This window comes from Nocardia sp. NPDC058640 (genome assembly GCF_042716995.1).
Taxonomy (GTDB): domain Bacteria; phylum Actinomycetota; class Actinomycetes; order Mycobacteriales; family Mycobacteriaceae; genus Nocardia.
Genome location: NZ_JBHXRG010000004.1, coordinates 37,643 through 55,810, shown reverse-complemented (window position 1 = coordinate 55,810; position 18,168 = coordinate 37,643). Strand labels below are relative to the sequence as shown.

At 65.8% G+C, this 18,168-nt stretch carries 21 protein-coding genes; 8 read left to right on the top strand and 13 right to left on the bottom strand.

Annotated elements, in window-relative coordinates; translation table 11 throughout:
- Positions 1-78 precede the first annotated feature (78 nt).
- The 4 genes from ACFWU5_RS08230 to uraD are packed head-to-tail and all read right to left on the bottom strand — an operon-like array spanning position 79 to position 3,147.
- Complete coding sequence (locus tag ACFWU5_RS08230) at positions 79-1,449, bottom strand: 8-oxoguanine deaminase (protein WP_379266583.1); 1,371 nt, start codon at positions 1,447-1,449, stop codon at positions 79-81.
- A complete protein-coding gene (pucL, locus tag ACFWU5_RS08225; protein WP_379266582.1) occupies positions 1,437-2,342 on the bottom strand; it encodes a factor-independent urate hydroxylase in 906 nt (301 codons plus the stop codon). The genes ACFWU5_RS08230 and pucL overlap by 13 nt, the downstream gene beginning before the upstream one ends.
- A 2-nt stretch (positions 2,343-2,344) precedes the next feature.
- Complete coding sequence (gene uraH / locus ACFWU5_RS08220; RefSeq protein ID WP_379266581.1) at positions 2,345-2,662, bottom strand: hydroxyisourate hydrolase; 318 nt, start codon at positions 2,660-2,662, stop codon at positions 2,345-2,347.
- A complete protein-coding gene (gene uraD, locus ACFWU5_RS08215; RefSeq protein ID WP_379266580.1) occupies positions 2,659-3,147 on the bottom strand; it encodes a 2-oxo-4-hydroxy-4-carboxy-5-ureidoimidazoline decarboxylase in 489 nt (162 codons plus the stop codon). The genes uraH and uraD overlap by 4 nt, the downstream gene beginning before the upstream one ends.
- A 126-nt stretch (positions 3,148-3,273) precedes the next feature.
- On the opposite strand from uraD, the gene ACFWU5_RS08210 reads away from it, so the two are divergent.
- Both ACFWU5_RS08210 and ACFWU5_RS08205 read left to right on the top strand, forming a co-directional pair.
- Positions 3,274-3,861, top strand: coding sequence for an NTP transferase domain-containing protein (locus ACFWU5_RS08210; RefSeq protein ID WP_379266579.1), 588 nt, complete (start codon positions 3,274-3,276; stop codon positions 3,859-3,861).
- A 15-nt stretch (positions 3,862-3,876) separates the two neighbouring features.
- A complete protein-coding gene (locus ACFWU5_RS08205; RefSeq protein WP_379243563.1) occupies positions 3,877-4,896 on the top strand; it encodes an XdhC family protein in 1,020 nt (339 codons plus the stop codon).
- 57 nt (positions 4,897-4,953) lie between these two features.
- On the opposite strand, the gene ACFWU5_RS08200 is transcribed toward ACFWU5_RS08205, so the two are convergent.
- The 4 genes from ACFWU5_RS08200 to ACFWU5_RS08185 form a co-directional block, all read right to left on the bottom strand.
- The gene (locus ACFWU5_RS08200) at positions 4,954-6,018 is read right to left on the bottom strand and encodes an ABC transporter substrate-binding protein (protein WP_379243565.1); all 1,065 of its coding nucleotides are present in this window, start codon (positions 6,016-6,018) and stop codon (positions 4,954-4,956) included.
- A gap of 165 nt (positions 6,019-6,183) precedes the next feature.
- A complete protein-coding gene (locus tag ACFWU5_RS08195; RefSeq protein WP_379266578.1) occupies positions 6,184-6,984 on the bottom strand; it encodes an ABC transporter permease in 801 nt (266 codons plus the stop codon).
- The gene (locus ACFWU5_RS08190) at positions 6,981-7,763 is read right to left on the bottom strand and encodes an ABC transporter permease (protein WP_379266577.1); all 783 of its coding nucleotides are present in this window, start codon (positions 7,761-7,763) and stop codon (positions 6,981-6,983) included. Before ACFWU5_RS08190 ends, ACFWU5_RS08195 begins: the two co-directional genes overlap by 4 nt.
- Positions 7,760-8,554, bottom strand: a complete 795-nt coding sequence (locus ACFWU5_RS08185) for an ABC transporter ATP-binding protein (RefSeq protein ID WP_379266576.1) — start codon at positions 8,552-8,554, stop codon at positions 7,760-7,762. Before ACFWU5_RS08185 ends, ACFWU5_RS08190 begins: the two co-directional genes overlap by 4 nt.
- Positions 8,555-8,822: 268 nt before the next feature.
- Here ACFWU5_RS08185 and ACFWU5_RS08180 point away from each other — a divergent pair, with 268 nt between their 5' ends.
- The gene (locus ACFWU5_RS08180) at positions 8,823-9,839 is read left to right on the top strand and encodes an alpha/beta hydrolase (RefSeq protein ID WP_379243573.1); all 1,017 of its coding nucleotides are present in this window, start codon (positions 8,823-8,825) and stop codon (positions 9,837-9,839) included.
- A gap of 46 nt (positions 9,840-9,885) precedes the next feature.
- On the opposite strand, the gene ACFWU5_RS08175 is transcribed toward ACFWU5_RS08180, so the two are convergent.
- From ACFWU5_RS08175 to ACFWU5_RS08155, 5 genes are all read right to left on the bottom strand, one after another.
- On the bottom strand, positions 9,886-10,545 hold the full coding sequence (locus ACFWU5_RS08175; RefSeq protein WP_379243575.1) for a TetR/AcrR family transcriptional regulator: 660 nt from the start codon (positions 10,543-10,545) through the stop codon (positions 9,886-9,888).
- Positions 10,546-10,623: 78 nt separating this feature from the next.
- A complete protein-coding gene (locus ACFWU5_RS08170; RefSeq protein WP_379243577.1) occupies positions 10,624-10,974 on the bottom strand; it encodes a DUF3349 domain-containing protein in 351 nt (116 codons plus the stop codon).
- A gap of 10 nt (positions 10,975-10,984) precedes the next feature.
- Positions 10,985-11,266: a hypothetical protein gene (locus tag ACFWU5_RS08165; RefSeq protein WP_379266575.1), complete on the bottom strand. Its 282-nt coding sequence runs from the start codon at positions 11,264-11,266 to the stop codon at positions 10,985-10,987.
- 12 nt (positions 11,267-11,278) lie between these two features.
- Entirely contained in the window at positions 11,279-12,454 is a 1,176-nt protein-coding gene (locus ACFWU5_RS08160; protein ID WP_379243581.1) for an anion permease, read from the bottom strand.
- A 72-nt stretch (positions 12,455-12,526) separates the two neighbouring features.
- Positions 12,527-14,029, bottom strand: a complete 1,503-nt coding sequence (locus ACFWU5_RS08155; protein WP_379266574.1) for an ATP-dependent DNA ligase — start codon at positions 14,027-14,029, stop codon at positions 12,527-12,529.
- An 86-nt stretch (positions 14,030-14,115) separates the two neighbouring features.
- On the opposite strand from ACFWU5_RS08155, the gene ramB reads away from it, so the two are divergent.
- The 5 genes from ramB (at position 14,116) to ACFWU5_RS08130 (ending at position 18,028) form a co-directional block, all read left to right on the top strand.
- Entirely contained in the window at positions 14,116-15,522 is a 1,407-nt protein-coding gene (gene ramB / locus ACFWU5_RS08150) for an acetate metabolism transcriptional regulator RamB (protein ID WP_379266573.1), read from the top strand.
- Positions 15,523-15,598: 76 nt separating this feature from the next.
- Positions 15,599-15,895, top strand: coding sequence for a helix-turn-helix domain-containing protein (locus tag ACFWU5_RS08145; protein WP_379243587.1), 297 nt, complete (start codon positions 15,599-15,601; stop codon positions 15,893-15,895).
- Complete coding sequence (locus tag ACFWU5_RS08140; RefSeq protein ID WP_379266572.1) at positions 15,895-17,133, top strand: type II toxin-antitoxin system HipA family toxin; 1,239 nt, start codon at positions 15,895-15,897, stop codon at positions 17,131-17,133. Before ACFWU5_RS08145 ends, ACFWU5_RS08140 begins: the two co-directional genes overlap by 1 nt.
- A 62-nt stretch (positions 17,134-17,195) precedes the next feature.
- The gene (locus tag ACFWU5_RS08135) at positions 17,196-17,345 is read left to right on the top strand and encodes a hypothetical protein (protein ID WP_379266571.1); all 150 of its coding nucleotides are present in this window, start codon (positions 17,196-17,198) and stop codon (positions 17,343-17,345) included.
- Positions 17,346-17,398: 53 nt separating this feature from the next.
- Positions 17,399-18,028, top strand: a complete 630-nt coding sequence (locus ACFWU5_RS08130; protein ID WP_379266570.1) for a hypothetical protein — start codon at positions 17,399-17,401, stop codon at positions 18,026-18,028.
- Positions 18,029-18,168: the final 140 nt, after the last annotated feature.

The window sequence follows — 18,168 nt, the reverse complement described above, 5'->3', positions numbered from 1 at the left end:
TCAGCACGCCGCACGTCGACGGCGTCGCGGACGCGCGCACGCGCCGACACCATCAGCACCCACCCAGAAAGATCGCGCTCACGCACCGGCCAACAGCGTCGCCTGCGCCTGAGCCACATCGGCGCCGACCGCCGCTTCGTCCACGGTCAACACCACATCGTCGCGAACAACCTCGCGCCCGTTCACCAACAGCGCGGCCAACGGCGGCGCCGACCCGAGAACCAACGCCACCACCGGATCCTCGATACCGGCATGCGCGGCGGTGTCGAGGCGCCACAGTGCAAGATCCGCCAACTTGCCCGGCTCGATCGACCCGATCTCCTCGGCCCGCCCGAGCACCCGAGCTCCACCCATGGTCGCCAACTCCAACGCGGTCCGCACCGTCATCGCCCGCGGCCCACCGACCGCCCGCGCGTACAGCAGCGCATTGCGCGGTTCCTCGATCATCGAACTCGACTCGTTACTGGCCGCACCGTCGACGCCGAGCCCGACCGGAACCCCCGCCGCCACCAGGTCAGCCGTGCGCGCGATCCCCGCCCCCAACCGCCCGTTCGACGTCGGGCAGTGCGCGATCCCGGTCCCGGTCCGCGCCATCGCCGCGATCGCCGGATCGTCGAGATGCACGGCGTGCGCGTACCAGACGTCGTCGCCCATCCACCCCAGCTGCTCCATGTACTCAGCAGGCGTGCAGCCGAACTTGTCCTGACAGAACTCCTGCTCATCCAGCGTTTCCGCGAGATGCGTATGCAACCGCACCCCCGACGAACGCGCCAATGCAGCGGACTCGCGCATGAGATCGGCAGTCACCGAGAACGGCGAGCAGGGCGCCAGCGCGATCCGCACCATCGAATCGAACGACGGGTCGTGCCAGTCCGTAATCGCCGCAGCACTGGCCGCGAGAATGTCGTCGATGGACTCGACCACATTGTCCGGCGGCAACCCACCCTTGCTCTGCCCCAGGTCCATCGACCCGCGTGCCGGATGGAACCGCAGCCCGACGTCGGCCGCCGCCCCGATCTCCGCCGCGAGCAGATCACCGCCCCCACGCGGGAACAGGTAATGGTGATCCGACGACGTCGTGCACCCACTGCGCGCCAGCGACACCAGCGCGCCGGTGGCCGCCGTGCGCACCGACTTCTCGTCGATGCGCGCCCACACCGGGTACAGCGTGGTCAGCCATTCGAACAGGGTGTTGTCCGCGGCCAGCCCGCGGGTGATCCACTGGTACAGGTGGTGGTGGGTGTTGACCAGACCGGGCGTGAGCACACACCCGCGCCCGTCGATCCGCGCCACCTCCGGCCCGAACTCCGGCGGCACACCTTCGCCGACCGCGTCGATCCTGTTGCCCCGCACCGTGACCCAGCCGTCGCGGTACTCGGTGCCCGCCGCGTCGACGGTCACCACCGCGCACCCGTGGATCAGCAGATCGGGCGCACTCACGGCTGCCACGCGATCCCCGCATCGGGTGCGTCCGCACGCTCCAACGTGGCGTGGATCGAACCGTAGGGACGGTCGGCGGCCCAGAACACCTCACCGGCGTTCTCGATCTCGAACTGCGCCAGGTCGTAGTCGAAGTGGTGCTTGTTCGGCGCCGAAAGGCGGATCTCGGCCAGCATCGGAAAACGTTCCAGCACAGCCGTTCCCATCGCGTACAGCGTCTGCTGCAGCGCCTTGGAATAGGTGGTCGCGAACAGTTCCAGCAGCGTGGCGCGGATCCCCGCGTACACCTGATCCCAGTCCACGCCGTCGATCTCGGCGAACCGCCACTGCACCACCAGCGCACTGGCCAGCACGCGATCGTTGGTGGGCGCCAAAGTCGTGTACTCGTCGGTGAGGAAGTCCGCGAACTCCGACCCGGTCGACTTCAGCAGCACCAGGTCCTTGATCCCGCCGATCACCCAGGTCTGCTGCTGGTCGCCCTTGCCCGACACGGTCACCGCGGCGGTGCGCACCTCGGGCCCCTGCCGCACCCAGGTGTGGTCGTGCTCGCTGCCGTCGATCGAGACTCGCTGCCACCCATAGGAATCCACGTCGATCCGCGCGCTGGACACCGGGTCGACCGTGTCGACGAAGTGCTTCGCAAGCGCCATCGCGTACTCCTCGATGGTGTCCAGGCCCGGCTTCTTCGCATACACGAACGCCGTGTGTTTCTGGGTGTCGGTGGGCAGCACGTGACGCTGGTCACCGTCGGTGTAGGCCGCCTCGAAATCGCCGCGCAGGGCGGTCGACACGTTCACGTCGCGGATCTCGTGACGCGCGTTCTCCTTGTAGAAGCGCACCACCCGATTCTCGGCCTTGCCGTAGCGGTTATCGGTCAGCACGATCGGACCACTCAGTGCCATGGTCAGCTCCCTCGGTAGGTGGAATAGGCGAACGGCGAAAGCAGCAGTGGCACATGCAGATGCGCCTGCTCACCCACCGTGAAAGTGACACAGACCTCCGGGTAGAAGGTCTCGGTTCCCTGTGCGGCGAAGTAGCTGCCGGTGTCGAAGAACAAACGGTAGTCGCCCGGATTCAGGCCCGCGGCAAGTTCTTTCACGCGGCCGTCGGCGTCGGTGAGCGCCTCGGTGAGCCGGTCGTCGCCCCGAGTCAGCCACACAGCCACCCCCGCGGCGGGCACCCCGCTCACGGCGTCGAGCACGTGCGTACTCAGGCTGGTCATGCCACCACCTGCGCCAGTCGCAACGCGTTGATCTTCGCCAATTCGGTTCGCATGACGTGCCTTTCGGTCGAAGGGTCGTTGTCCAGGCGCGCGCGCAATACCGCGAGCAGCTCCTCGCCGCTGCGCCCGGCCGCACAGACCAGGTAGATGTGCCCGAACTTCGCCTCGTAGTCCAGGTTGCCCTGCGCTAGCCCGGCCCGCACGTCATCGCCGGAGACGCCCGCCTGCTCGCGCGCCGAGGCCGCCGAGGTCGGCCGGTCGCCGATGCGCGGATGCCCGGCCAGCGCCTGGTCGATGTCGGCATCGTCCAGAGCCTCCAACGCCGCATCGGCCGCCTCCAACAGCGATTCCGTGCTCGCATACGGGCGCGCGGCCGCGATCGCCCGTGCCCAGCGTGGCGCGGAGCAACAGGCAAGCAACGCCTGTTCGGCAGCGTCGGCGGGCAGTTTGTTGAAGCCCGCCAGGCCGATCCCTTCGCTTGTCATCGGTCCAGCATCGCGCGATCCCCGCCCTGTCGCCACCGATGTGCAATCCATCACGTCGGCGTGTCGTCGTCGCCGAGCCGCCCTGCCGTAATCGACCCGCAACATAACGTCATTACCTTCGCTCACATGCCCTCAGCCGACCCCGCCGCGCACTCCTCGTGCACGGGCTTCGTCCTCGCGGCCGGTGCCGGAACGCGCTACGGCAAACCCAAGGCACTCGCCGAGAACGGCACCTGGTTGCGCTCGGCGATCACCGCCCTGCGCGACGGCGGTTGCGATCGGGTGATCGTGTTGCTCGGCGCGACCGGACCCGATCCGACCGCGGTCGCCCTACCCGCCGACACCGAGTGGTTGTGGGTCGCGGACTGGGCGACCGGACTGTCCGCGACGGTGCGCGCCGCACTGCACGCGGCGAACTCGCGCTACGTGGCGTTCCTGCCCGTCGATATCCCCGATATCGGACCCGATGTCGTCGCCCGCGTGCTCGCCGCGGCCCGTTCGAGCCAGAGCGGACTCGCACGTGCTGTGTTCTCCGACACACCTGGGCATCCCGTTGTGATCGAGAACAAGCACTGGGAAGCCATTTCGGAGTTATGCGCAGGCGATATGGGGGCCAGTTCCTATTTGTCCGGTCGACAGGATATGGTGTGCGTCACGTGCGACGACTTGGCGGCAGGGAACGATCGCGATTTCCCAGAGGTCGGCGCACGATGATCGGAGATTTGAGATATGCGCGATATCGTTGATGACCTTCTGAGAGTGTGGCATTCGGGCCGCACGGGCGGCCTGGCCACCGTGGTCCGCACCATCGGTACCAATTCCCTGCCCATCGGCTCGTCGATGCTGGTGACCCCCAATGGTGGTGTCTTCGGATCCATCGCCTCGGGTCGACTGGAAGAGACCGTCTACGAGGCGGCGCTGGAAGCGGGCCGCACCGGCATCCGGCAACTGCGTCGCTACAGCATGCTCACCGGCCTGGAATCCAGCGCCGACGACGGCACGCTGGTCGACATTTTCGTCGAGCCGTTCTCCTGCCGCGATTTCCCCGAATTCCCCACCATCGCCGCCGACATTCAGGCCCATCGCCGGGTCACCGTGTTCACCGTGGTGTGGAATCAGGACCCCGACGTCATCGGCCAGCATCTGGTCACCGATCGCAAGCACGCCACCGAGCTTGTCGCGCTGCCCGAATCGGACCTGTTCGTCGCCTCGTACTGCCCGCCGCCGCGCCTGATCATCTTCGGCGCCAACGCCTACGCGGCCACCCTGGTGGCGCAGGCGCGGATGATCGGCTACCGGGTCAGCATCTGCGATTCGCGCCCCGAATTCGCCGATCCGAACTCGTTCCCCGGCGCCGAAGTGGTCGTGGACTGGCCGCACCGCTACCTCAACACCCTCGCCGCCGCCGGCGAGATCGACAGCACCACCGCGATCGTGGTGCTGGCCAACGAGCCGCGCTTCGAGATCCCGCTGCTCACCGTGGCATTGCGCCAGCCCGAGCTGGGTTACCTTGCGGCGCTTGGCACTCCCGCCGACCAGGCACGTCGCCTGGACGACCTGCGTGCGGGTGGTTTCGACGAAGCGACCCTGTCGCGCATCCACGTGCCCGCCGGCCTGGAATCGGGTCCGCGCACACCGGCCGAGACCGCGGTGTTCATCACCGCCGATTTCCTCGCCTCGCGCGCGGGCCTGCGCCTTGCGGCCCACCGCGACTACGGCTCTCCTGCCGCGGTAGGTATGGCGATTTAGGCGATGTGAATTGCCGAAGCCGGCGTCGCGAAGTTCGCGACGCCGGCTTCTGTGTTCCTACTTCAGGCCCGGGTTCTCGGCGTAGACCTCACGCAGGATCGACAGGTCGAACAGCTGCTCGGCCTTGATGTCGATCTTGGCGGTGCGCAGCGCGGCGATGTTCTGCTCGATCAGCGCGTCGGACATCGACAGCAGACCGTCGGACTTGGTCCCCGCGGACACGACCAGGTCGTTCTGCGCGGTGGCCTCCAGGGTCTGCTCGGCCACATCCAGTTTCAGGTCCTTGCCGTAGACCTCCACGGCCAGGCGCGCGGACTCCGCCGGGCTGGCGACAGCGTCCTTCCAGCCCTTGATCTCCGCGATCAGGAATGCCTTGAGCTTGTCGCGCTCGTTGTCGATGGTGTTCTGGCTGACGGTCAGCGTCTCGGCCACCAGCGGCAGGCCGTAGTCGGCGAACAGGAAGTTCGTGTTGGCGAAGCCCTTGGCGGCCAGGGTGATCGGCTCGTTGGTCACGTAGCTGACCCAGCCGTCGACCTCGCCGTTGGCCAGCGGAGTCGGATCGAACTGCGCGGGCACCACGGTCACGTCGCCGGGGTTGATGCCGTTGGCGGCCAGCAGCGCGCTGAAGATCAACTGGTTGGTGTCCTGCACGCCGATCTTGCGGCCCTTCATGTCCGCGGGCGTGCGGATCGGCTTGCCCGCGGAGCTGACGATGGAGAACGGGTTCTTCTGGAAGGTCGCGCCGACGATCTTGGCGGGCAGGCCCTCGAGCACGGCGGGGGCGGTGGTCTGCGGGGCGGAATAGCCCAGCCAGATCTTGCCGGTGTCCAGGCCGGCTTCCACCGAGGTCGAGGCCGCACCACCCGCGACGAGGTCTACCGCACCGAATCCCGCATCCTTGAAATAGCCCTTCGAATCCGCGAAATACTCACCCGCGAATTCGATGTTCTTGATCCAGGACAACTGGATAGCGACCTTGCCGTATTTCGAGCCGTCGTCGGTCGAACCGTTCGAGGAGGTACCCGAACCACCGCCGCAGGCGGCGAGCAATCCGGCGCCGCCGAGTGCGGCGCCGGTCAGTGCGGAATAGCGGAGAAAGGAACGACGGTCGATATTGTTCATAGCGCGAATGTAGATTCGCAAAGTTTCGTTCTCTTTGCCGCGATATTGCGGCTGGTGCCGCGGTTCTCGGCGCTGAACTCCACCTCTTCCCTCCCTCCGGGCACTCCTTCGTCGCACCCTCCAGTCAGTCCATCGGCGGAGGCGCGCCGAGAACGGATCGTGGTATTACGATCCCGCTTTCGGCCCGAATCGGGCGAGCACCAGGTTCTCGATCACGCCCACGATCGCGTACAGCAGCACCGACACCACCGTGACGACCACGATCGATGCCCACAGCCGGTTGTACTGGAACATCGGAATGGCGCGCACCAGGCTCGCGCCCAATCCTGTTCCACTGCCGAGCCATTCACCCAGCAGCGCGCCGATCAGCGCACCCGGAACCGAGACCCTGGCCGCGGCGAACACCGACGGCAGCGCGGCGGGGATCGCGACCATGCGCAGCCTGGTCCATCGTGACCCGCCATAGGCGGTCACCAGTTCCATTGCCTGCCTTGGTGCTTCGCGCAGTCCGGTCATGATCATCACCAGGGCGGGGAAGAACACCACGATCGCCGTCAGCACGGTCACGCCCGCGGTGCCACGTCCGAAGACCAGCACGACAATCGGACTCAGTGCCACCAGCGGCACCGAGCGCAGCAGCATCGCCACCGGCATAAACGTCTGTTGCACAGCGGAATACAGCACGAACATCGCCGCGACACCGAGTGCGCCGAACATGCCGACCAGGAAACCCGATGCCGCGTCACCGAGGGTGATCGCCAGGTCGTCGAAGATCGCCTGCCGCGCGTTGGGCGCACCGGCGGAGGTCACCAGGTAGGTCCACACGTCCGATGGCGTCTTGCCCACCCGCGGTCCGATCTGCGGGAACATGCGAAGAAACAGCGTCCAAATGACGAGGAGCAGGATCAGCGAAGTCGCCAGCGGCAGCAGGAAACGGCCGATCCGGCGCAGAACTGTGGTTGTCATCGTCCCTCTTCCGCGGTCGCCGTCCACGGCGTGACCAGTCGTGCGACACCCGCCACCAGCAGGTAACCCAACCCCGCCAGGGCCGCGGCGGCCAGCGCCATGCCCCAGGTGCGCGGCACGTTGTACGCGGTTTGCGCGGCAGTCAAAGCGACCCCGATACCGCTGTCGACACCGCCGAGATACTCACCGATGATCGCGCCGAGCACCGCCGACGGCGCGGCGATCTTCAACGCCGCGAACGTATTCGGCAGTGCCGCAATGGCTTGCACCCGGTACAGCTGCTGCCAACGCCCACCGCCGTAGGCGCGCACCAGATCCAGACTCGCCGGATCGGCCGAACGCAACCCGCTCACCGCACCGACCATCGTGGTGAAGAAGCAGTACATCGCGGCCAGGAACACCGTCGGGGTGCGCCCGCCGAAAACCACCAGAATGATCGGGCCCAGCGCCACCAGCGGCGTGCAGTAGCTCAGGATCGCCAGCTGGGTGGCCAGCGGTTCGATGCGCGGCACCAGCATGATCAGCGCCGCGATCCCGATCGCCAGCACGTTCCCCCACAGGAAGCCCTGCAGCGCGCCCATGGCGGTGACCTGGAAGTTCGGTCCGTACAGCCCCCACCCGTCCGACCACATGGTGGACAGCACGACCCACGGTGTGGGAATCGTCCCACCCGCAACTCCGGCGGCAGCCATACCCCACCACAGCGCGATCAACGCCACGATGCCCAGCGCCCCCGCAGCCCGGCCCATGCCGATGCGCCCGGCGATAGCCGTACTCATGCCACCCCACCCCGCCCGAACAGCAGTTCAGAAAGGTAATCGCAGAGCTTGTGGAATTCCGGCGTCCGCATCATCTCGGGCGTGCGCGGCCGCGGCAGGTCGATCTCGACCAGTTCCAGCACCCGCCCCGGTCGCGGACTCATCACCGCGACCACATCGGACAGGAACACGGCTTCGCCGATGCCGTGCGTGACCATCAGCGTCGTGGCGGGCTTCTCGGTCCAGATCCGCAGCAGTTCCAGATTCAGCCGCTGCCTGGTCATGTCGTCGAGAGCACCGAAGGGCTCGTCCAGCAGCAGCACCGACGGCTGCACCACCAGCGCCCGCGCGATCGAAACCCGTTGCCGCATACCGCCGGACAACTGCGCGGGCTTGGCCTTCTCGAACCCTTCCAACCCCACCAGCGCGATCAGTTCCGCGATCCGCTCGGGTTCGGCGGGCAGCCCCGCCACCTGCAACGGCAGCGCGATATTGGATTCCACGCTGCGCCACGGCAGCAGTGCCGAATCCTGGAACGCGATTCCCAACTGATGGCCGCCGCGCAATTGTTCGGGGGTCATGCCGTTGATCCGCGCGGTGCCCGCGGTGGGATCGTCGAGGCCGGCCAGAATCCGCAGCACCGTGGATTTACCGCAGCCCGAGGGGCCCAGCAGTGACAGGAATGCGCCGTGCGAAGTATGCAGGTCGACCGAGTCGAGTGCGTTGACGGTGGTGCGGCCGACCTTGAACGTCTTGCTCAAACCGCTGATCTCGATCCCGGTGGTCACGCTACCGGGGATTTCCTTACCCATGCTCGTCACCATAAGAGCGGCCGGTTGCGGGGGCATTTCCTGATCGCGGCTTGTATTGCGCTGCCGTTAACCGACACGCCAGCAAACTTCCAGCGTGCTCGAGGTCACCGTAGAAAGTTGAATCAGTAACGATTCTGTCTCGTGAGAGGACATAGACTATCGGAGGATCTGACAGCCCATTGGGGGTCGAGCACATATGCTGCTCGACGACCGGGGAAGCACTGCGATGACGTGCCCGACAGGGCCGTGGACTGGGACCGACTTTTCGATGAAGCTTTCTGCACTACGTACCGTGGCCGGGCTGCGTACCACCGCCATGGCTCTGACCGCCGCGTTGTCGGTGGCCGTTGTCGCCGGTGGCGCCGCGTCCGCCGCACCTGAGAAGGCCTCGGCCGTGTCGTCCATCGTCAAAGACGGACGCGTGTGGCACCTGAAGGTGTACTCGGCGGCGATGAAGCAGGACATCACCATCGACGTGCAGCGTCCCGTGGACGAGTCCAAGCCCGCCCCCAACTTCTACATGCTCAACGGTCTCGACGGCGGCGAAGGCTCCGCGAGCTGGGCCGCGCAGACCCAGGCGCTGGAATTCCTCGCCGACAAGCAGGTCAACGTGATCCAGCCGATCGGCGGCCGCGGCAGCTACTACGCCGACTGGAAGCAGGCCGACCCCAAGCTGGGCCTGAACAAGTGGAGCACCTTCTTCACGCAGGAGCTCCCGTCGCTGCTGGACGGCGCCCTGAACTCCACCGGCCTGAACTCGCTGGCCGGCCTGTCCACCTCCGGCACCTCGGTGCTGCAGCTGGCCGAGGCCAAGCCGGGTCTGTTCAAGTCCGTGGCCGCCTACAGTGGCTGCGCGCAGATCGCCGACCCGCTGGGCAAGCAGGCCGTGAAGTTCTCCGTGGAGACCTGGGCCGGTGGCAAGACCGTGAACATGTACGGCCCGGACAACGATCCGGCGTGGGTCGAGAACGACCCGGTCATCAACGCCGAGAAGCTGCGTGGCACCAACCTCTACATCTCCAGCGGTAGCGGCATGCCCACCAACGCCGACGCCGCGTACTACCTCAACGGTTCGCCCGGCCCGATGGGCGTGATCAACCTGGGTCTCGGCATCGGCATCGAGGCCGCCACCAACGCGTGCAGCCAGAACCTGAAGGCCAAGCTGGACTCGCTGGGCATCCCCGCGACCTACCAGTTCACCCCGATGGGCACGCACTACTGGCCCTACTGGGAGCAGGCACTGCACGAGTCGTGGCCGCTGCTGGCCGCCGGCATGGGCATCTGATTTTCCCCTGAAACGGGAGGCATCCGAACTGGATGCCTCCCGTTTTCTATGTGGGGACGATCGCGGTGCGCACGGTGAGTCCGGACCGAATGAAGTAGGCGATCTCGTCGCAGATCTCGTCGACCGAGATCGCGTCACCGGGCACCGTGGCGTGCACCATTTCCTGCGCCAGCGAATTCACCGCGCCGATCACCGCCAGCCCGAACAGGTGCAGGCTGCGCGATTCCGCTTCGCCGCGTTCCGCCGCACGTTGGGCTTCGCGAGTCAGCAGCGTGGAAATGGACCGCCGTTGCGCGCGTCGCCACTCCTCCACCACCGGGCTCACACCGACGACTTCGACATAGAAAACGCGGGCGGCGCGGCGATCCCGACAGGTCACCGCGAGAAACGCACGGAAACTTTCCACCACGCGCACCACCAGTGGTTGTTCGCTGGTGCGTTCCAATGCTTCGTCCAGGCGTCGCAGTGCCGCGGCGTTCAATCGGTCCACCAGTGCGATCAGTAATGCCTCACGGCTACCGATGTCTTCGTAGAAACTGCGCGTGGACACATTCGCGGTGGCACACAGTCGTTCGATCGAGGTCGACGAATATCCCTGGGTGCCGAATAGTTCCAGGGCCGCGTCGGTCAATCTGTTGCGGCGTAGCGCTACTCGCTGCTGGCGCGACAATCCACCGTAACTACGACCACTATCGGTTACATCCACACGCCGAACCACGGATGCATGCTAGCGCGCATTTCCCGCACAGCCAGGCGATTCGCCATTGTCGAAAAAGGTTGCGGTTCAATTCTGTTCGGCGGTGGGCTCGGTATCGTCCAGCGGTTCGGCCAGCGGCCAACCACCGGCGGCCAGATGCGAAGCCACCCGTGACACGTCCGCGGCCGCGGGTTGTTGCTTGGCGAAATCGGCGATGGCGGCGGAAATGTCTGCCTCGCTGATCTTTTCGCCTTCACGGCTGGCCTCGGCCAATCGCTCGCCGATCACCACCACCTCGTAATCGGTGAGGTGTCGGTGCAACACCGCGAACAACGCGACGTAGTCCGATTGCGGAATGCCCTGCGGATATCCCGCGCGCAACCAGCCCAGCACCCGGGTGAGCAGGGTGGGGCGTACCGGGGGTGTGGGGTCGGTCATCGGTCCTCGCTCACTTTTGGCCGAACAGGTGGATTCCGAACTGATGGGCGATGAAAGCCTTTGCGGTGAACAGGATTCCGGACACCACCACGGCGATGATCAAGATCATGCACAGCACCGCGCCGCTGTATGCCACGTAATTGCGCTTCACCTGCCCCTGCGCGTCGACGGTCTCGGCGTGCGCCCACCAGCGCACCGCGAAGGCGAACACCATCGGCACGCCCGCGCCCAGGATCAGCGCGGCAATCAGTACGTCCCACAGTTCGCGCAGATTCAGCCACAGTGTGTGCATCCGGTCCGCCTCCTAACCCGTCTTGTTCTGATCATCGGTGTGCTCCGGTTCGACCGATTCCCATTCCTCGTTCACATTGTGATGGCCCACGATGTCGCGCCGGGACCGCAACCAGATGGCCAGCGCGCCGAAGATCAGCACCGCGAACACCACGAGCACACCGGGTAGCCCGCCGATCAGATGCGCCACCGCCCAGCAGATCGCGCCGACGATGCCTGCCGCGGGCAGGGTCAACATCCAGGCCACCGCCATGCGACCCATCACCGGCCACCGCACCTCCGCGCCCTTGCCGAGGCCCGTGCCGAGAATCGCGCCGGTCGCGGTCTGCGTGGTCGACAGCGGCAGCCCGAAGTGCGCCGAGGTCAGGATGATCGCCGCCGAGGTCGATTCCGCGGCCAACCCCTGCGGCGACTCGATCTCGACCAGCCCCTTGCCGAGGGTGCGGATGATCCGCCACCCGCCCAGATAGGTGCCAAGGGCGATCGCGAACGCACAGCTGGCCATCACCCACAGCGGCATGTGATCGGTGGATTCGATCGAGCCGTAGGCCACCAATGCCAGGAAGATCACGCCCATGGTCTTCTGCGCGTCGTTGGTGCCGTGCGCGAGCGAGACCAGCGAAGCCGACCCGATCTGACCCCAGCGGAAGCCCTCGTCGGTCTTGTCCCGGCTGACCCCGCGGGTGATCCGATAGACCAGGAAGGTGCCGATCGCGGCGACCAGCGCGGCCACCACCGGCGCCAGCACGGCGGGCAGCACGATCTTGACCAGCACCCCGTCGGTGCCCGCCACCCAGATCACCCCGCTCCAGCCCAGCGCGGCGATCGTCGCCCCGATCAAGCCGCCGAACAGCGCGTGCGAGGAGCTCGACGGCAGACCCAGCAGCCAGGTGAACAGGTTCCACAGGATGCCGCCGACGAGTCCGGCGAACACGATCACCAGCAGGTCCTGCCCGTGCACTTCGTCCAGTCGCACGATGCCCTTGGCGACCGTGGCCGCCACCGCGACCGACAGAAACGCGCCGACCAGGTTCAACGCACCCGAGATGGCCACCGCCGTCTTCGGCTTCAACGCACCGGTGGCGATCGAGGTCGCCATGGCGTTGGCCGTGTCGTGGAAGCCGTTGGTGAAGTCGAAGACCAGAGCGGTGACGATGACGATCAACAGGACCACTAGTTCGGCGCTCACCCGAACAGTGTGTCGTATACCCGCGTCGGATCGGCGCACTGTTGCGGGAAAGTCGCCGAACCCGGTGCGACCTCAGCCCAACGCGCGCACGGCCTCGATCGTGTCGGCCTGCGCCGGCTCCTTGTCGGGGCGATATCGGACCACTCTGGCGAAGCGCAGCGCGACACCGCCGGGATATCGGGTGCTGGTCTGGATCCCGTCGAGCGCGATCTCGACGACGAGGTCGGGGCGCATGTACACGGTGTGGTTGTCACGGTGGGTTTCGTGGAGCGGAAACTGTTCGGTCTGCCAGCGCAGTAGTTCGTCGGTGAGGCCTTTGAACGTTTTGCCGACCATCACCGGTTCGCCGGTGTCCGGGTCGAGGGCTGCCAGGTGCAGGTTCGACAGGAAGCCGGTGCGGCGGCCCGAACCCCATTCCGCGCCGATCACCAGCAGGTCGAGGGTGTGTGCGGGTTTGATCTTCTGCCAGGCCTTGCCGCGTCGACCGGCGGCGTAGGGGGCGTCAAGGGACTTGACCATGATGCCTTCGTTGCCCACCGCGAGGGCGTCGTCGTAGGCGTCAGCGGCTTCCTCCGGTGTCGGAGTGAGCAGGGCGGGGATGCTGTGTTCGCCTGCTACCTGCGCCAAGGCGGCGCGGCGCACGCGCAGTGGTTCGTCGATGAGGTCGGTGCCGTTCAGGTGCAGGCAGTCGAAGAAGTAGGGGTGTAACTGGCGCGGGTCGCCGATGGTGGCGAAGCGGCTCATCGTTTCCTGGAACGGGCGGGGGCGGCCCGCGTCGGTGAGCGCCAGGGTTTCGCCGTCGAGAACAACGCTTTCGCAGTCGAGGCTTTTGACCAGCTCGACGAGTTCGGGGACGCCTTCGGTGATGTCGCGCAGGGTTCGGGTGAACACCCAGACCTGGTCGCCGTCGCGGTGCACCTGAATGCGTGCGCCGTCGAGTTTGTGTTCGACGCTGACCTGCGGGCCCAGTTCGGCCAGTGCCTGGTCGAGTGAGCCGCCGGGTGAAGCGAGCATGGGGGCGATCGGGCGGCCTATTTCGAGGCGGAAGGCTTCTAGTGCTTGTTCGCCGCCCGCGAGTGCGGCGATCGCGGTGGCGGGGAGTTGGCCCGAGAGCATGTGGGCGCGGCGGACCACGTCGACGGGGATGCCGGTGGATTGCGCGAGGGCGTCCACGACGATCGCGGTGAGCGCGCCCTGGCGCAGTTCGCCGGTGAGCAGGCGGATCAGGAAGTGCTGTTCGTCCTGCGTGGCGGCGGTGAACAGAGCAGTCAGCAGTTCGCGACGTTTCAGGATCGAGCCCTTGCCGCTCAGCCCGATGAACTGGGAGAAGATGTCGTCCACCTCGCCGACCGTCAGGCTCGCGACGCTGCTGGGCGGGGTATCCAGCCCGGTTACCGTGCGCCAGCCCGCGCCGATCCGGCCCTGCACCAACTCACCGGACAGCCACGCCACCACCGTCCCGATCTCCGCCGGTCCCGTAGCCGCGAAAAGTTCGGCCAGCGCGGCGGTTTTCGCCTTGCGCGACCGGGTGGCTCGCACGGCCTCGGAGGCGTGCACGACATCGCTGAACAGCACCTGTCGACCCTAACGCGGGGGTGTGACAAGTCCGTGGTGTTAAGCATTGCTTGGCAAGGTTGCGAAACCGCCCCTAAACTGGACATATGGCCAAAACCTATGTCGGGGCGCGCCTGCGTCAGCTGCGCACCGAACGTGGGCTGAGCCAGGTGGCGCTGGCGCAGAAACTGGAGATCTCCGCCAGTTACCTCAACCAGATCGAACACGACGTGCGACCGCTGACCGTGCCGGTGCTCACCCGCATCAACGAAGTCTTCGGCGTCGACCCCACCTTCTTCTCCGCCCAGGACGACACGCGCCTGATCGCCGAGCTGTCCGAAGTCGTGATGGACGCCGAGCTGGGCATCGAGGCCGACACCCAGCAGATCGCCGACATGGTCTCCGCGCATCCGTCGATGGCGCGCGCGCTGGTGGTCATGCACAACCGATACCGCAACACCAGCGCCCAGCTGGCCGCCGCCACCGAGGACCGGTTCGCCGACGGTTCCGGTAGTGCCGCGATCAGCAAACCGCACGAGGAAGTGCGCGACTACTTCTATCAGCGGCAGAACTACATTCACGAATTGGACACCGCCGCAGAGGAACTCACCGCCCGCATCCGCTTCCACGGCGGCGAGGTGAGCACCGAGATCGTGCGACTGCTGCGTTCGCACGGTGTCCGGATCAGCGAGCGGATCGACCTGGGCGAAGGGGTGCTGCACAACTTCGACCCCGACACCAAACAGCTCGAGATCTCCCCGCACCTGTCCGGCGGCCAACGCACCTTCAAACTCGCCGCCGAACTCGCCTACCTCGAATGCGACACTCTGCTCGAAAAGCTGGTCGACGAAGGCAATTTCGCGTCCGAGTCGTCACGCAAGCTCGCCATGCTCGGCCTTGCCAACTACTTCGCCGCCGCAATGGTGTTGCCCTACACACACTTTCACGAAGTCGCCGAGAACTTCCGCTACGACATCGAACGCCTGTCAGCCTTCTTCTCGCAGAGTTTCGAGACCATCTGCCACCGCCTGTCCACCCTGCAACGCCCCACCCTGCGCGGCGTCCCCTTCTCCTTCGTCCGCGTGGACCGCGCCGGAAACATGTCGAAACGCCAGTCCGCCACCGGTTTCCACTTCTCCGCCAGCGGCGGCACCTGCCCTCTGTGGAACGTCTACGAGACCTTCGCCTACCCCGGCAAGATCATGACCCAGATCGCCCAGATGCCCGACGGCCGCAAATACCTCTGGGTAGCCCGCACCGTAGAACGCCGCGCCACCCGCTACGGCCAACCCGGCAAAACCTTCGCCATCGGCCTCGGCTGCGAACTGCGCCACGCCGCCCGCGTCATCTACGCCGACGGCATAGACCTCGGCGAAGCCACCGCCACCCCCATCGGCGCAGGCTGCCGAGTCTGCGTCCGCTCCCACTGCCCCCAACGAGCCTTCCCACCACTGGGCAAAGCCCTGGATATCAGCGAACACCGCAGCTCGGTCTCCCCCTACCTCATCAAATAGCCTCGCTTCAATGGAGCGTATCTGCTCCATAGGAGCCTATAATGATTTATATACGCGCCATTATCAGGAGCTGCCAGTGAAGCGACGAACCCCCGCGCGGGTCACCCGAGCGGCACGCGACATCGGCGAACACCTGGTCACGTGGCGAAAACTTCTCGGCCTCACCGCCGAGCAGGTCTCCGAACGGGCAGGCGTCGCCAGATCCACCTACCGGCGCCTCGAACAGGGCGAACTGGGGGTCTCGATGGATACCTATCTCAACGTGCTGCGCGCACTGGGACAACTCGACAACGTCGTCACCGCCATCGACCCGTACGAGACCGATCTAGGCCGCGCTCGCGCAGACCAGCAGCTCCCGAAGCGAGTGCGCTGATGCCAGACGAGCTGATCGTCTCCGTCGATATCAACGGCCGGACCATCCAGGCAGGCACCGCCTACTTCACCCACCGAGGCAGCCTCGCCACCTCGTTCCAATACAGCTCCGACTACCTTCGGATGCCGGGAGCCTACGAACTCGACCCCGCGCTGCCTCTGTATCAAGGACAGCACCACGTGTCCGGTCTGCCCGGTGCGTTCGCTGACTGTGCACCTGACCGGTGGGGGCAGAACCTTGTCAAGCGACGCCTCCAGATACTGGATCAGGCGAACAAGTCGATGCCCCGCGCGCTCACACCCGTCGACTTCTTGGTGGGTGTCAGCGACCTCACCCGCCAAGGGGCACTCCGCTTCGCCGAGCCGAATACCGACGAGTTCCTGAATCCTGACGCCACTGTCCCGAAATTGATCGAATTGCCCTCGCTACTCAGGGCTTCGGACCACATCGCTCGAGATGATGCCGACTTCAGCGACCTAAAAATTCTGCTCGCCGCCGGAACAGCGACTTTGGGTGGTGCCCGCCCGAAAGCGTCGGTTCGTGACGAGGACCGGTTGTGTATCGCCAAGTTTCCACATCACGCCGATTCCTGGGATGTCATGGCCTGGGAGAAAACCGTTCTCGACCTCGCCGAGGCCGCGGGCATCACGACCCCCGCTCGCACTCTGCGCCGGATCGACGGTCGAGGAGTGCTCATCCTCGACCGTTTCGATCGGGTACACGGACAGCGACTCGGCTACATCAGCGCCATGACCATGCTGCAAGCACGCGACGGGCAGGGCCACGACTATCTCGACCTCGCCGAGACAATTCCTGAACACAGCGCACAGGCGAAGCTGGACCTACGCGACCTGTGGCGCCGTATCGCCTTCAGCGTCGCCATCCACAACACCGACGACCACCTCCGCAATCATGGCTTCATCCGCAACGCGGGCGGGTGGCGCCTTGCCCCGCTTTTCGACGTGAACCCGAACCCTGAGATCGCAGAGCACCGAACTACATCTATTGCCGGAGTCACGGGGCGCGACGACGAAGTCGAGGCACTGATGGCCGCTGCGGACGCCTTCGACTTGCCCCCCGACGACGCCGCCGACATTCTCGGTGAGGTTCTGGCGGCAACTGCAAATTGGGTCGATGTCGCCGCAGTGAACGGCATCTCGACCAGTGAGCGCAAGCGTTTCGCCCCAGCTTTCGAGGAACTGCGCCCTGCCATGGACAGACGCTCGCGTCCCCTCTGACCGACACATCCGCGCAGTCGCCCCGACATCAGCGAACACCGCAGCTAGGTCTGTTCAGCGACATGGCAGCGCACCTCATCATCGGCGGCAAGGAAGCGTATGACGCCGATCAGAACCTCCGACTGGCCGCCGAGGCGGTGCTGCACCGGCTGGGCGAGTCGGTTGCACGGTTGCCGAGACATGTTGCGGGACTTGTCGGTACCCATTGCTAGCGTTCTCAAACGTGACGCAATCAGGCGTCCGTCAGATAACGGGGGTTCATCACATGAAGTACAAGTCCTTCACCGCTGCTGCGCTGCTCACCGTGGCCATGCTCGGTGTTGCCGGGGGAACGAGTTACGCGGATCCGGCATCCGCGCCTACGTACAAGAACGTGGATCAGGGTGTGGCGTATGAGGTTTCGCAGACGCAGCACGGTGGCGTCACGTCGCTGATCGCGAAGCTCGACGGTGGCACCTTCGTGCGGACGGCCGATTCGATCGCCGTGGTCGACGGTGCCGGCAAGCAGATCGCCGGCCTGCCGCTGACCGTCGAATTCGATGGTGGGGAGGTTGCCTTGCAGCCGCAGGTCAGTGAGAACGGCAAGGTACTCACCGCCGATCCGATCGGCACCTGGCGCACCACCTCGCCCAAGTCGCGCAGCACGGAGACCGGCGCCTCGATCGGCAGCGCACTGGGCGGCATCGCGGGCCTGATCGTCGGCATCGCGATCGGCGCCGCCACCATGGGCCTGCTGCTGCCCATCACCGTCCCGGTCGGCCTGATCGTCGGCATCCTCGGCGGCGCGGCGATCGGTGGGGTCCTGGGCGCCTCGATCCCGAACTCCGATGTGCCCGACCGGCGTGAGTACACCCCCACTTGCTACCAGGGCTACCGGCACACCTACTGCTACTGATCTACCCGGCGGGGGGGGGCCCCCCCCGCGGCCCCCCCCCGAGTTTTAAAAAAAAAAACAATAAAAAAAAAAAAAAACGCGGTGGTTGGGGTGAGATATATTGGGGCAAAATAAGTTTTTTGTTTTTTTTTTTTTAAAAA

Coding starts and splice junctions, on each gene's coding strand:
- pucL (WP_379266582.1), bottom strand. CDS start 2,342: ATGGCACTGAGTGGTCCGATCGTGCTGACCGATAACCGCTACGGCAAG.
- uraH (WP_379266581.1), bottom strand. CDS start 2,662: ATGACCAGCCTGAGTACGCACGTGCTCGACGCCGTGAGCGGGGTGCCC.
- uraD (WP_379266580.1), bottom strand. CDS start 3,147: ATGACAAGCGAAGGGATCGGCCTGGCGGGCTTCAACAAACTGCCCGCC.
- ACFWU5_RS08210 (WP_379266579.1), top strand. CDS start 3,274: ATGCCCTCAGCCGACCCCGCCGCGCACTCCTCGTGCACGGGCTTCGTC.
- ACFWU5_RS08205 (WP_379243563.1), top strand. CDS start 3,877: ATGCGCGATATCGTTGATGACCTTCTGAGAGTGTGGCATTCGGGCCGC.
- ACFWU5_RS08200 (WP_379243565.1), bottom strand. CDS start 6,018: ATGAACAATATCGACCGTCGTTCCTTTCTCCGCTATTCCGCACTGACC.
- ACFWU5_RS08195 (WP_379266578.1), bottom strand. CDS start 6,984: ATGACAACCACAGTTCTGCGCCGGATCGGCCGTTTCCTGCTGCCGCTG.
- ACFWU5_RS08190 (WP_379266577.1), bottom strand. CDS start 7,763: ATGAGTACGGCTATCGCCGGGCGCATCGGCATGGGCCGGGCTGCGGGG.
- ACFWU5_RS08185 (WP_379266576.1), bottom strand. CDS start 8,554: ATGGGTAAGGAAATCCCCGGTAGCGTGACCACCGGGATCGAGATCAGC.
- ACFWU5_RS08180 (WP_379243573.1), top strand. CDS start 8,823: ATGAAGCTTTCTGCACTACGTACCGTGGCCGGGCTGCGTACCACCGCC.
- ACFWU5_RS08170 (WP_379243577.1), bottom strand. CDS start 10,974: ATGACCGACCCCACACCCCCGGTACGCCCCACCCTGCTCACCCGGGTG.
- ACFWU5_RS08165 (WP_379266575.1), bottom strand. CDS start 11,266: ATGCACACACTGTGGCTGAATCTGCGCGAACTGTGGGACGTACTGATT.
- ramB (WP_379266573.1), top strand. CDS start 14,116: ATGGCCAAAACCTATGTCGGGGCGCGCCTGCGTCAGCTGCGCACCGAA.
- ACFWU5_RS08140 (WP_379266572.1), top strand. CDS start 15,895: ATGCCAGACGAGCTGATCGTCTCCGTCGATATCAACGGCCGGACCATC.
- ACFWU5_RS08135 (WP_379266571.1), top strand. CDS start 17,196: ATGGCAGCGCACCTCATCATCGGCGGCAAGGAAGCGTATGACGCCGAT.
- ACFWU5_RS08130 (WP_379266570.1), top strand. CDS start 17,399: ATGAAGTACAAGTCCTTCACCGCTGCTGCGCTGCTCACCGTGGCCATG.